A 12,923-nucleotide genomic window follows, 5' to 3' on the forward strand; every position below is an offset into this window, starting at 1 on the left:
GAGAAAATCTAAAGCGCTTTCAAGTAGTTTAGCCATTGCTTGGCTGTGTCGGCTTCATTGCTGGCTAGTAGGCTTTCAAGTAGTGGCTTGGCTAAATCATAAGCCTGCATTTCTATATAAGCATTGGCAATTAACAGTTCTAATCTTGCTTGCTGCTTACCTTCCAACTGCTTGGTTAAGGGTTGCCATGCATCTATAGCGGCTTGCCAGTTGCCTTGATTAAAATGCCATTCACCTAAACGCCGCCAATCATGGGTTGCTTGGCTTAGTTTTGCTAGCCTTTCTAACGCTTGCTGGGTGGATGGTTTATTGCTGGTTTGCAGCCAAGCCTGAGCTGCTAATTTATTTAACTTTAGGTTATCTGGCTGGTTAGCTAGTTGCGCTTCAAAAATGGTTGCTGCTCTTAAAGGTTGCTGGTCGGCTAATAAACGTCTGGCTAGCTGCACCTCTTCTCTAGCGTTTAAATAACCTTTTTCTTGCGCTAACTCTAGGGTGACTAGGGCTGGTTTATCTTGCCCTGCTAACAGTTGCAGTTGGGCTAACTGTCCCCAAAGCGGTTGTTTTTCTGGCGTTAACACTAGGCGCTTATGTTGTAATTCAGCCGCACTTGCCCATTTTTCTTGGCGCTGAAAAATAGCCACACCTAGGCTTAACCAAGAATCGGGCTGGCGAATTTCTAAGGCATTTAATAACCAAGGTTCTGCTGCTGGCCATTTTTCTAACTGGGCTAAAAGTGCTGCTCTTAAATAGTTAGCTTCGGCACTGGGTTGTTCTTCATCCTGCCACCAAGTTTCTAGCAGTTTAAGTGCTGGCTGGTACTGGCTGTCGCTGGTTAAAAGATGCACGGCTAGCCAACGCACGGCTTGTAGGCTGGGTAAGTCTAATTGTTCAGCCTCTTCTTGCAGAACTTTTTGCAGTAGGGCTAAAGCCTTTTTAGATGCATCTTGTTGCTGATAAACCTGCACTAATGCCCTTGCCACAAAAGCACGCACAAAGGCTTGCTGCTCGGGTGTTCCCTGCGGTTGTTTAAACAAGGCTTCACCCAAGTTAAGGGCTTCGTCTTGGGCATCATTGGCGAGTGCTTCATTAATTTTATGTAGCTGCTGATATTGGCTAGGCGTAAGCGCCACGCTTTCTGCTTGGGCTGTTGTGAAAATGCTAAGACAAAAAAGCAAGCAACTGGCTAGAATTAACTGCTTCATTGGTTGCCCTCTAAACGAAATTCTAAACGCTGCCTAAGTTGGCGGTTATTTCCTGTACCTAATTCATAGGCAGCAAAACGCCAGCGAGCTATGGCACGGCGGGCGGCACGTTCAAATAGGTGCTTGGGTTCAGCATCTAATACACGAATAGTGTCTGCTAACACTTTGCCTTCGGCATCCACTTCAAAAGCCAGTTCTACCCAACCTTCTTGCCGCCTTGCCATGGCTTGGCGTGGGTAGCGAGGTGCTTCACGGTAAACCGGCACATCGGCACTGGAATCTATTCCTAAGTTTTGCAGGCTAGGTGCGGCAGTGGCATCTAGGCCAGTATCTATCGCTGGTAGTGGCAGATTTAAAGCATCGCTGGCATCACTAATAGCAAATTCACTGCGGCTGGCACTGCTACTGGTCGATTGCTGTTGAGTTTCGGGTGGTGGCGGTGGGGGAGGCGGTGGTGGTGGTTTAAGGGTTTCTACTTCTGTTTCGCCAGCTAGCTGCACCCAGTTTAAAGCTAGGCGTGGATTTTTTTCACCTAAACTGCCGCTAGGGCCTTGAATAATCCAGCCTAACCCAGCAAACAAACCTAGCGATAAAACTAGGGCTAGAGGGAATACAATAAGGGGCATGAGGCGTGGCGATAACATGATTTTTACCTTTTAATACTTAGCCGCAGGCGCTAAGGCTTCTGAGCGGCCAAAGCTATTTTATCCACACCCGCTTGGCGCAGCTTGTCCATTACTTCCACCAAACGGCCAGAGCGAGAAGCTTTATCGGCTTGAATAACCACGCTGGATTGGGGTCTTTCCGCTTGTAGGCGAGCCACCACTGGGCCAATCGCACTTAAAGCTAATGGTTGTCTATCGACCCAAACATCCCCTTCGCTAGTAATGGCAACTAGAATACTGGCTTGGGATTGCACTTCAGTCGTGGAGGCTTGGGGTGGGTCGACTTCAATGCCGCTTTCACGCACAAAGCTGGTGGTGACAATAAAAAATATCAGCAGAATAAACACCACATCCAGCATGGGCGTTAGGTTAACTTCGGTATCATCCTGCTCTTGATTTAATAAGCTGCTTCTACGCACGAATAGCTCCAAAAGAATTTAATGACACGCTTGTTTAATGACCCTGAAGGGTTTTACGTGCCCTACGCTGCCAAAAGCTAAGAAAAAACATCCCCAACAAAACCACTGCCATGCTCGCAAAGGTTGGCAAAATGGCACGGGCTATGCCAGACGATAAACGGCGTGGGTCGGCAGCTTCACCTAAACTTAAACCATCAAAAACCAACATCATGCCGGTAACTGTGCCGGTTAAACCTAAGAGCGGTGTAATCACCACCAAGGCTTTAAGTAGTGGTAAGCCTTTTTCTAACTGATTTAAAGCCAACAAGTGTTCGGCACGTCTTAGTAGCTGCGGCCTTTGGCTGCTAGCGGTTGGCAGCCAGTTTAGGCTAGGCCAGGTTAGCCAGCGTTGCATAAATAAATAAATTTGCAGCAAAGCCACTATAAAGAGCAGCCACATAATTAGGCCGCCCTGCTGCATTAGGGTTACAAACCCTGTCATGCCTTGGCTTCCTTGCTGGCGGCTGGTGTTTTGTTAAGCAGCTTAGCTAACCAAGCAGAGCTTTCGGCTTCTAAAATTCTAGCCAATTTGCGTGAACGGCCTTGTAATAATAGGTGAGCTAAAAGCAGCGGCACAGCGGTTAACAAACCTAATACCGTGGTTACTAAGGCTTGCGAAATACCCGAAGCCATCATGGCAGGGTCGCCAGTACCAAACAGAGTAATGGCTTGGAAGGTAGCTATCATGCCAGTTACTGTGCCAAGTAAACCTAACAGCGGAGCCATAGCTGCAAGCAGTTTTACCAGTGCTAAACCTTTTTCTAAAGCAGCAGCTTCTCTAACCAAAAGTTCATCTAGGTTAGCTTCTAAGGCTTCGGGCGCAGTCGCTTCTTGTTGCTGGCTAGCACTATTCATACCCGACAAAATTCGGCCTAAAGCATTCTGCTTTTGTAAATCGTCTGGTTTAGCCAACTGCTTAACAACACGCTGCTGTTCCAGCCATAAACGCAGGGATTGAATAAAGGCGACTAATAAACCCGCCAAGCCAAGAATAATAATTAAATAACCAACAAAGCCGCCCTGCTTAACTCGCTCTAATAAAGAAGGCTGACGACTATGTAGTTCTAGTGTTAGCCCACGGGCTGGGTCTAGGGTGACGCTTGGGCTTTTGCCAGCAATAAAAGCTTGATTGGTTTTCACTAGGCTGGTGGGTTGCCTTAACCATAAAGAAGGCAGGGCTTGGTCACCTAAGCGCAGCACCCCTTGAGCGTTCATTAACTGTAAATCGCCTAAGCGGGTTAGCTGTGAATCTTCGACTTGCCCAGCAAGATTGACCCAAGGTGCTGTGTAGTTGGTGACCTGCCCCGTGGCTAACCAGCTTTGCTGTAATGCCTGCCAAAGCTGATAAAAATCGTCTATTAAAGGAAGGCGGTCTTCACTAGGGTTAGGTTTAGCAAAGGCTAATAATTCGGGGTATTGCTGGCTGTAACGGGCATTGCTTAACAAGCCAAATAAATTGGATTTTTCTTCACGGTAAACAGCAAACACTTCACCCAAAGCGGTGGAACGAATTTGTAAACGCTGCTGAGTTTCTTGCAGTTGCGCTTCTAATTGCTCTTGTTCACTTTCTAACTGAGTACGGCGCTGTTCGGCCAGTTTTAAAGCTTGCTTGGTTTCAGCAAGGGCTTGGGCCTGAGCTTGAGTTTCTTGGCTGTTGAGTTGTAAACGGGCTTCTTCGGCTAGCTTACGTTCAACACTTTTATGCTGGGTTTGTTCTAATAATTCTTGCCAATAATCTTCAGGCAAGCTTTGTGCAGTAGCGCTAGTGGCTAATAAAAAAGTTAACAGAAGAATGCTTAATAAAGGTAAGTTTTTCATTAGTTAGCCTCCAAGCGAGTAGAGGCAGTCGTGCGTAAAGGCACAGAAAGCGGTAGGGTTAAAAATTCTGGTAAACCTCTTTCTTCAGCTAGGGCTAAACCACGAACTACTTGCTGGCGCTGGCTAGAATTTAAAGCTAACCAGGTGTTTTTTTCTGCCGACCAGTAGCCCGCTTTTTGTTCATCTTCAGACAAATAATAAAGACCAATACGACCCACACGCAGCAGGGTTAAGCGTTGTTTTTCTTTGGCATCACCTAGTTGTAAAAACTCACGGCTCACTTCTAAGGAACGACCCTGTTCAACCTCATTGCGATAAGCAGTTAATAGCTGACGTAGCTTTTCAGCATGGCTTACATCGACTCTTGCTAGCAGGCTGCTTAAAGACTTCACTTTAAATAGGCGTTCATCTTGTCTAAAAGGTAGGTCGTGTTGAATAAATTCACCCAAGCGTTCAGCCATTTGTTGCAGCAAGGGTTCTAAGGCTTCACGGGTGGTATCTAGGCTGGCTAGCTGTTCTTCTAGGCTAGTAATTTGTTCTTGCAGGCGTTGATTCCATTGCGACTGACGCTGGTTATAAGCTTCTAATAACAGCAGTTCACGTCTTACCTGTCGCCATTCTTGAAAATCAGCTTGGCGTTGGGCATCTAATTTTTCTACTTGCTGCTGAATTTTAATCGCCAGCTGTTGGCTAGAGGCTTCAACTTGTCTAGCCGATGCGTCAGGTTGAGCTTGAAGTAGCCCAGAAAATAGCACTAGAGTAAGCGCACCACCTAGGCTGGCAAGTTTATTATTCATCTTGGGTAATCCGATTAGAATACGAGCTAGCAGTAAGCTAGCTCGTAGAAGTGTTACTGATTAAAAGTGAAAGTAAGCTTAAATAAGGCCAGCACGTCTTAGTAAAGCTAAAGTGCCTTCTAGGTCGTTTAACTTATCTAGGTCAATACTTGGGCTAGCTTTTAGTGCTTTTTCGTAGCTAGTGCCATCGCTGCTGTGAGAAACCTCAGGAATAACTGGGTACTCATTCACTTCAAGAGCGAAGTATTCTTGTGCCTGCTTAGAGGTTAAGAAGCGTAATAACTCAACCGCATTCTTTTGTTTCTTGCTCGATTTAAGCACACCTGCACCGGCAACATTCATTAGGTTACCGATATCACCATTTTTAAAGAAATCTTGCTTAACAGGGAATTTGGCATCTACCTTAGTAAAGCGGGGTAGGTAGTAGTTATTCACCAAGCCGTAATCAATTTCACCGTCAGCAATGCCTTCTAACTGAGTACCATTGTTGCGGTAGGTTTTAGCGCCGTTAGCTTTCATAGCATTGAGCCATTCAAGGGTACGTTCTTCACCCTGTTCAACACGCATGGCAGTAATAAAAGATTGGAAAGAACCATTCGTTGGCGCCCAACCGACACGGCCTTTAAACTGTGAAGCAGTTAAGTCAAAAACACTGTTAGGGTGCTCTGCGCTAGGTGCACGCTCTGAAGAATAAACAAACAAACGTGCACGACCGCTAGTAGCTATCCAGTTACCGGTTACGCTTTTATAAATGCCCGGTAGGTTTTCATAAATATCACTAGGCAACTGGGCAAGTAAACCTGCTTGGCTAACCGCACCCATAGCGCCGGCATCTTGCCCCCAAAACACATCCGCAGGGCTACGCTTACCTTCTTCTTGTAGAAGAACCGCTAACTGGGCAGTAGCACCATAGCGAACATTCACTTCAATACCGGTTTCTTTTTCAAATTCTTTAAGAATGGGTTCAACCATGGATTCACCACGGCCAGAATAAAGCGTTAGGGAAGTAGCAGAAACAACAGGCGCTACTAGCAAGCTAGTAATAATGGCTAGGGGAGCAAAGAGGTTTTTACGCATAAGGCATTCCTTAAATTGGGTCTTGGTGATTTGGTTGGTAATGAGATTCTTTATCATCTTTAGAGTCATTGTAAATGATAACTATACCCAACTGCAAGAGTCGCAGCTTGTTTAAAATCAACAAGATCAGCAAAAAAAATCCCGCAAACTTTGAGTAAGCGGGATTTTTAAAACTGCTAGTAGCTTAGGGTTTAAATTAAATGTGGTTTTAGCTGACCCACCAACTGACGAAAAGCCTTGGGGTTGGTTACTAATAAACGCCCTTCTTTATCTAAAGCGGGTGCGCCGGTTAAATCACCGTACAAACCGCCAGCTTCTTTTAACACCAATAAAGCAGGGGCTAGTTCCGCTTCATCTGCTCCTAAAAAGATACCCGCATCTAACTGGCCTGCAGCAATGGCGCAAATATCTAAAGCGGTACAACCGCTAGCAACCATATCTTTAACGCCCAAGTTAGGCACTAAATTGGCATATACAGGTAAGAGCTGTTCGCGCAGTTTGGCAGCAGGAAAAGGGAAGGCAAGGGTGGCTTTTTCGGCTTTCCAACCAGAAGTAACACGTATGCGCCTGCCATTAAGCGTAGCACCACGACCACGGCTAGCAATAAACTCTTGCTCGGTAGCAGGGTTAAAAATAATTACGTGTTCTAGTTTTTCTTTAAGATAAATGGCAACAGAAATGCCATAAGCTGGGTAGGCGCGGCCAAGGTTTTCGTAACCTAGCAGTGGGTTAACTGCCCAAGTCATATCGCCGCTACCACTTAGCTGAATATTACGACCTTGAAATGAAGCATCTGGGTGGGCTCTAACGAGTTGCCGCTCTAGTGCTTGCTCTACACGCCAACCGCAGTTATTAAGTAATTCTGCAACAGTATTGTCAACGCGTGCTAAGTCTAAACGCTCAGCAACGTATTCATAATGCTCGTCAACACTACGCACAGCACGTAGGGCCAATTGGATAGTTGGGTGCATACTTCACCGATCATAATTGTTAAGGAACGTTTGGGGGGAGTATGATAGACCCTTTTCGCGTAATAACAAGCTGCGCGACCCGTATTTGCAGAGAAAAATTATGCTTAAGGCAATAAAAATAGTACTGGTAGGCACCTCCCATCCGGGCAATATTGGCGGTGTTGCCCGTGCTATGAAAAACATGGGGCTTGCCGAGCTTTGCTTGGTTGCACCCCGTGCGCAGTTTCCTCACCCTGAAGCGGTTTTGCGTAGTGTGGGTGCTACCGATATTTTAGATAACGCAACTATTTATGAAAGCTTAGAAGATGCCGTTGCCGACTGCACCTTGGTTGCTGGTAGTAGTGCGCGTTCACGCCATTTGCCTTGGCCGTTATTAAACCCGCGTGAATTAGCTGGTAGGCTAGAGCAAGAATTAACCCATACCCAGCACCGCATTGCTTTGGTATTTGGGCGAGAAGATAGGGGTTTAAGCAATGAAGAATTGCACCTGTGCCATTTGCATGTGCATATTCCTTGCAACCCAGATTTTAGTTCTTTAAACCTTGCTGCTGCCGTGCAGGTGCTTACCTATGAGTTGCGTATGGCAGTGCTTAGTGCAGAAGAAAAAAACCTGCCAAATGAAAAGCAGCCCTTTGGTACAGAATGGGATGTGCCTTTTGCCAGCGGTGAGGCGTTAGAACACTTCTTTGAGCACCTAGAAAATACTCTAATTGAAATTGACTTCCACGACCCCAATAAACCTCGGCAACTCATGAGCCGTTTGCGCCGCCTTTATATGCGAGCAAGGCCTGATACTATGGAAGTAAATATGCTGCGTGGTATTTTAACCGCTACGCAAAAAGCCGCTAGAAAATCATCCGAGAGTCACTAATGTTTAAGCAAGTTCGTGAAGATATTGCCAGCGTGTTCAAGCGTGACCCAGCAGCACGTAACTGGTTTGAGGTGCTTACCACCTACCCAGGTTTACATGCCTTGTTATTCCATCGCTGCAACCATTGGCTGTGGAATAAAGGTGCTAAATGGCTAGCCCGCTGGCTTTCAACCTTTGCCCGCTGGTTTACGGGTATAGAAATTCACCCAGGCGCTAAAATTGGTCGCCGCTTTTTTATCGATCATGGCATGGGGGTGGTGATAGGCGAAACCGCAGAAATTGGTAACGATGTCACGCTTTATCATGGTGTTACCCTAGGTGGTACTAGCTGGAATAAGGGCAAGCGTCACCCCACCTTAGAAGATGGGGTTATTGTGGGTGCTGGTGCTAAAATTTTAGGTCCTTTTACGGTGGGTGCAGGGGCTAAAATTGGCTCTAATGCGGTGGTGAATAAAGCCGTACCTGCCGGTGCTACGGTAGTGGGTATTCCGGGGCGTATTGTTTTACGCAGCCAGCCAGATGAACCAGAAGAAGGCATTAAGGTAGACCCAGAGCTAAGAGCCGCCGCGCAAAAACGCTATGGGTTTGATGCCTATGGTATTAGCGAAGAAATGCCCGACCCAGTGGCTAAATCCATTCGTGGTTTGTTAGATCACCTGTATTTAATGGATGGTCGTATGGATAAAATGTGTCAGGCTTTGCAGCGTTTAGATCAAAACTTCAAAGCAGAGCAAATGCCAGAGCTTCCAAAAGATGACTTTTCTGATTTAGAAGATAAAACAGATGAGTGCAAGACTTAAACCCTCGAGTCCGTTTCGGTAACTGGCTGCGCTGTGTCATAATGCGCCGCCAGTTTTCCTATCTTTTTAATTCTTTCACTACTAATTGAGTAAATTCCCTTGCTAACCACTGCAAATATCACCATGCAGTTTGGCGCTAAGCCACTGTTTGAAAATGTATCCGTTAAATTTGGTAACGGTAACCGCTACGGTCTTATCGGCGCCAATGGCTCGGGTAAAACCACCTTTATGAAAATTCTGGGTGGCGATTTAGAGCCAACCGCAGGCAATGTTTCTAAAGACCCTAATGAGCGCCTAGGTAAACTGCGCCAAGATCAATTTGCCTATGAAGAATTTACTGTTATCGACACAGTTATTATGGGGCATGATGAGTTATGGAAGGTGAAGCAAGAGCGGGATGCTATTTATTCTAACCCTGAAATGACCGAAGCCGACGGTATTCGTGCTGGCGAACTTGAAGGCGAGTTTGCTGAAATGGATGGTTACACCGCTGAATCGCGTGCCGGTGAATTGCTGATTGGTGTGGGCATTCCTGTAGAGCAGCACTTTGGTTTAATGAGCGAAATAGCACCCGGCTTTAAACTGCGAGTGCTTTTGGCGCAGGCGCTTTTTTCTGACCCAGAAATTCTGCTGTTAGATGAACCGACCAACAACTTGGATATTAATACCATTCGTTGGTTAGAAGGCATTTTGAACCAGCGTAATTGCACCATGATTATTATTTCGCACGACCGCCACTTCCTAAACAGTGTGTGTACGCACATGGCGGATATGGATTATGGTGAACTGCGTTTGTATCACGGCAACTACGATGAATACATGACTGCTTCTACCCAAGCACGTGAGCAGATGCAATCCGACAATGCCAAGAAAAAAGCCCAAATTGCAGATTTAAAAGCCTTTGTAAGTCGCTTTTCGGCTAACGCGTCTAAATCTAAGCAGGCAACCTCACGCGCTAAGCAGATAGATAAAATTCAGCTAGATGAAATTAAGCCTTCTAGCCGCCAAAACCCCTTTATACGTTTTGAGCAAGAAAAGAAGCTGCACCGTATTGCTTTAGAAGTGGAAGGTTTGTCTAAGTCTTTTGATGAAGAGCTTTTTCGTGACTTTAACCTGCAAGTGAATGTAGGTGAGCGCATTGCCATTATTGGCCCTAACGGTATAGGTAAGTCTACCCTGCTTAAATGCTTGGTCGGTGAATTAGAGCCAACCCAAGGTAAGGTGAAGTGGTCAGAAAATGCCAACCTAGGCTATTACGCTCAAGATCACGCCCATGAATTTGCCGAACCTGTCACGCTTTATGAATGGATGGCTGCTTGTGGTCAAGAGGGTGATGACGAGCAGGTGATACGTGGCACTTTAGGTCGTTTGCTTTTTTCTCAAAAGGAAATCGACAAAAAAGTTGGTGTTATCTCAGGTGGTGAACAAGGCCGTATGTTGTTTGGCAAGTTAATGCTGCAAAAGCCCAACATTATGGTGATGGACGAACCCACTAACCACTTGGATATGGAATCCATAGAGTCGTTAAACCTAGCCCTAGAAAACTACCCAGGTACTTTGTTGTTTGTTAGCCACGACCGTGAGTTTGTTTCTTCACTGGCAACGCGCATTATTGAATTAACTTCAACCGGCATAGTGGATTTCAACGGCACTTACGAAGATTATTTGCGTAGTCAGTCATTACTTGACTAAAACACGTGGTCTTTGCATAATCAAATCACCTAATTATGTCAGGGAGATTTTGTCATGCGTTTGACCACTAAAGGCCGTTATGCGGTCACCGCTATGCTAGACCTGGCTCTTAATGCAAAAGAAGGGCCAGTGTCTTTAGCCGATATATCTGGCCGCCAAGAGATATCCTTATCTTATTTAGAACAACTCTTTGCCCGCTTACGCCGTAACGAGTTAGTTTCTAGTGTGCGTGGTCCAGGTGGTGGTTATCAGCTAGCCCGTGAACCAGAGTCCATTTGTGTTGCTTCAGTGATAGATGCGGTTAATGAATCGGTTGATGCTACTCGCTGTGGCGGTAAGGGCGACTGTTTGCAAGGTAGCAAATGCCTAACGCATAATTTGTGGTGTGATTTATCCGACCAAATTCATCAGTTTTTAAGCAATATCACCCTAGCAGAGCTGGTTACTAAAGAGCATTTAGAACGCTCGCAAAAAGCTGCTAAACAGGCTGCTGCAAACCTTGCTAAAGATGAAATTCAACTGACCGCTGTGTAACTAGTTGCCTAAAATGCCTTCCTTAATTTATTTAGATTATGCCGCTACCACACCTGTAGCGCCTGAAGTTGCCCAGTTAATGGCTAAACACCTAACGCTTGATGGTTGCTTTGCTAACCCTGCCTCTCGTTCACACCTAGCAGGTTGGCAAGCAGAGCAGGCAGTAGAAAAAGCCCGCCAGCAGGTTGCCAGCTTGTTGGGTGCTGATGTACGAGAGGTTGTGTGGACTTCAGGCGCAACCGAAGCCAACAACCTAGCCATTATTGGTGCAGCCAGAGCCAACCCCGATAAAGGGCGGCACATTATTACCTCTGTTTTAGAGCATAAGGCGGTATTAGATACCTGCCATTGGCTAGAAAAAGAGGGCTATTCAGTTACTTATTTAAAGCCCAACAGCCAAGGGCTAATAGAGGTTGCGCAGGTTGCCCAAGCTTTAACGCCAAACACTTTAATGGTGTCGTTAATGTTGGTGAATAACGAGCTGGGTACGGTGAACCCTATTGCAGAAATAGGCGAGCTATTAAAAAGCCATTCGGCACTTTTTCATGTAGATGCAGCCCAAGCGGCTGGCAAACTGCCCATAGATGTTAACCAGTTGCAGGTAGATTTATTATCGCTAAGTGGGCACAAGTTTTATGGTCCTAAGGGTGTGGGTGCGCTTTATGTGCGTCGGCAGCCTGCTGTTCACCTAGAAGCGCTGATTCATGGTGGTGGGCATGAGCGGGGTATGCGTTCTGGTACTTTGCCAACCCATCAGCTAGTGGGTATAGGATTGGCGGCTCAAATGGCTGGGGAACAAATGGCGGCAGACAAGGGTCATATTACCCAGTGTCGGGCTACTTTTTTAGAGCAGCTTAACCCAGCCCTATTTGTACAAACAGCAGAAAATACCAGTAACTGGCCGGGAATAGTGAATTTAGCTTTTCCAACCGTAGAAGCAGAAACACTGATGATGGCTTTGCCTAATTTGGCCGTTTCTACTGGTTCTGCCTGCAATGCAGCCAGTATTGATCCATCTTATGTGCTGGTTGCTTTGGGTTTAAGTCGAGAAGTTGCACTCAGTTCAGTTCGTTTTAGTTTTGGTCGTTACCTGACGCTAGAGCAAGCAGCCCTTGCCGGTCAGCAGTTGAATCAAGCCTTAGAACGCCTAAAAAGTTAGTCGCGTCTAAAAAGTTACTCTGGAGGTCAAAATGTCGATATCCATTACATCAGCAGCAGCCGAGCATATTACCCACTGCCTAAAAGAACGTGGCGAAGGCGAAGGGCTAAGAGTTAAGGTTAAACCTAGTGGTTGCTCTGGTTATGCCTACGTTTTAGATTTTGCTGACAAGGTTGAGGCCAACGATGCTGTTTTTGAAAACCATGGCGTAAAAGTCATTGTTGATAAAGAAAACTTACCTATACTTGATGGTACAGAAGTGGATTACGTTAAAGAGGGGGTAAACAGCTATTTTAAGTTTAATAACCCCTTGGTTAAAGACGAATGTGGTTGTGGCGAAAGCTTCAGCGTATAATCCTGCAAACTCAATTTTGTTCTTTTAATATGACTGGAGAATTACATGGCTGTTGAACGTACGCTATCTATTATTAAGCCCGATGCTGTTGGTAAAAACGTTATCGGTGAAATTATGGCGCGTTTTGAAAAAGCTGGTTTAAAAATTGTTGCTGCCAAAATGCTACAGCTAGATGATGCAAAAGCTGGCGGTTTTTATGCAGAACATAAAGAGCGTCCTTTCTATAAAGACCTGGTTGGTTTTATGACTTCAGGCCCTGTGGTTGTGCAAGTATTAGAAGGCGAAAACGCTATTCTAAAAAACCGTGAACTAATGGGTGCTACCAACCCTAAAGAAGCCGATGCCGGTACTATTCGTGCAGACTTCGCTAGCTCTATAGATGCTAACGCTGTACACGGTTCAGATTCAGCAGAATCGGCAGCACGCGAAATTGCTTACTTTTTTGAAACCAGCGAAATTTGCCCACGCGGTTAATTGCTAGGTTTTAAACCAGTGCTAAGCAAAGGGTAGACTTAAAGTCTGCC

15 protein-coding genes are annotated in these 12,923 nt (G+C 45.8%); 7 read left to right on the plus strand and 8 right to left on the minus strand.

Annotation, left to right across the window (positions count from 1 at the left end):
* Positions 1-8: 8 nt before the first annotated feature.
* The 8 genes from H571_RS0107355 to H571_RS15530 form a co-directional block, all read right to left on the minus strand.
* Positions 9-1,202 (minus strand): tetratricopeptide repeat protein, encoded by a 1,194-nt coding sequence (locus H571_RS0107355; protein ID WP_027848736.1) that lies wholly within the window; start codon positions 1,200-1,202, stop codon positions 9-11.
* Positions 1,199-1,846: a TonB family protein gene (locus H571_RS0107360; RefSeq protein WP_027848737.1), complete on the minus strand. Its 648-nt coding sequence runs from the start codon at positions 1,844-1,846 to the stop codon at positions 1,199-1,201. The genes H571_RS0107355 and H571_RS0107360 overlap by 4 nt, the downstream gene beginning before the upstream one ends.
* Before the next feature lie 32 nt (positions 1,847-1,878).
* Entirely contained in the window at positions 1,879-2,286 is a 408-nt protein-coding gene (locus H571_RS0107365; RefSeq protein ID WP_027848738.1) for an ExbD/TolR family protein, read from the minus strand.
* A gap of 34 nt (positions 2,287-2,320) precedes the next feature.
* Complete coding sequence (locus H571_RS14595) at positions 2,321-2,767, minus strand: MotA/TolQ/ExbB proton channel family protein (RefSeq protein ID WP_051168220.1); 447 nt, start codon at positions 2,765-2,767, stop codon at positions 2,321-2,323.
* Entirely contained in the window at positions 2,764-4,143 is a 1,380-nt protein-coding gene (locus H571_RS0107375) for a MotA/TolQ/ExbB proton channel family protein (protein WP_027848739.1), read from the minus strand. Before H571_RS0107375 ends, H571_RS14595 begins: the two co-directional genes overlap by 4 nt.
* Positions 4,143-4,940, minus strand: coding sequence for a DUF3450 domain-containing protein (locus H571_RS0107380; protein ID WP_027848740.1), 798 nt, complete (start codon positions 4,938-4,940; stop codon positions 4,143-4,145). The genes H571_RS0107375 and H571_RS0107380 overlap by 1 nt, the downstream gene beginning before the upstream one ends.
* Positions 4,941-5,018: 78 nt before the next feature.
* Entirely contained in the window at positions 5,019-6,017 is a 999-nt protein-coding gene (locus tag H571_RS0107385; RefSeq protein WP_027848741.1) for an iron ABC transporter substrate-binding protein, read from the minus strand.
* Between the two features lie 191 nt (positions 6,018-6,208).
* Positions 6,209-6,988, minus strand: a complete 780-nt coding sequence (locus tag H571_RS15530; protein ID WP_027848742.1) for an inositol monophosphatase family protein — start codon at positions 6,986-6,988, stop codon at positions 6,209-6,211.
* A gap of 100 nt (positions 6,989-7,088) precedes the next feature.
* Between H571_RS15530 and H571_RS0107395 the strand changes: the two genes are divergently transcribed.
* The 7 genes from H571_RS0107395 to ndk all read left to right on the plus strand — a co-directional run bounded on the left by H571_RS0107395 (position 7,089) and on the right by ndk (position 12,873).
* A complete protein-coding gene (locus H571_RS0107395) occupies positions 7,089-7,859 on the plus strand; it encodes an RNA methyltransferase (RefSeq protein ID WP_027848743.1) in 771 nt (256 codons plus the stop codon).
* Positions 7,859-8,659, plus strand: a complete 801-nt coding sequence (gene cysE / locus H571_RS14605; RefSeq protein WP_084482740.1) for a serine O-acetyltransferase — start codon at positions 7,859-7,861, stop codon at positions 8,657-8,659. Before H571_RS0107395 ends, cysE begins: the two co-directional genes overlap by 1 nt.
* 99 nt (positions 8,660-8,758) lie before the next feature.
* Positions 8,759-10,351 carry an ABC-F family ATPase gene (locus H571_RS0107405; RefSeq protein ID WP_027848744.1) on the plus strand — a complete coding sequence of 531 codons (1,593 nt, stop codon included), beginning with the start codon at positions 8,759-8,761 and terminating at the stop codon, positions 10,349-10,351.
* Between the two features lie 54 nt (positions 10,352-10,405).
* Complete coding sequence (gene iscR, locus H571_RS0107410; protein ID WP_027848745.1) at positions 10,406-10,885, plus strand: Fe-S cluster assembly transcriptional regulator IscR; 480 nt, start codon at positions 10,406-10,408, stop codon at positions 10,883-10,885.
* A gap of 13 nt (positions 10,886-10,898) precedes the next feature.
* Positions 10,899-12,044 (plus strand): aminotransferase class V-fold PLP-dependent enzyme, encoded by a 1,146-nt coding sequence (locus tag H571_RS0107415; RefSeq protein ID WP_027848746.1) that lies wholly within the window; start codon positions 10,899-10,901, stop codon positions 12,042-12,044.
* A 31-nt stretch (positions 12,045-12,075) separates the two neighbouring features.
* Positions 12,076-12,399 carry a HesB/IscA family protein gene (locus tag H571_RS0107420; RefSeq protein ID WP_027848747.1) on the plus strand — a complete coding sequence of 108 codons (324 nt, stop codon included), beginning with the start codon at positions 12,076-12,078 and terminating at the stop codon, positions 12,397-12,399.
* A gap of 45 nt (positions 12,400-12,444) precedes the next feature.
* Complete coding sequence (gene ndk / locus H571_RS0107425) at positions 12,445-12,873, plus strand: nucleoside-diphosphate kinase (RefSeq protein WP_027848748.1); 429 nt, start codon at positions 12,445-12,447, stop codon at positions 12,871-12,873.
* The last annotated feature ends 50 nt before the right edge of the window (positions 12,874-12,923 follow it).

The organism is Marinospirillum minutulum DSM 6287, assembly GCF_000422325.1.
In the GTDB taxonomy this organism is placed as follows: domain Bacteria; phylum Pseudomonadota; class Gammaproteobacteria; order Pseudomonadales; family Halomonadaceae; genus Marinospirillum; species Marinospirillum minutulum.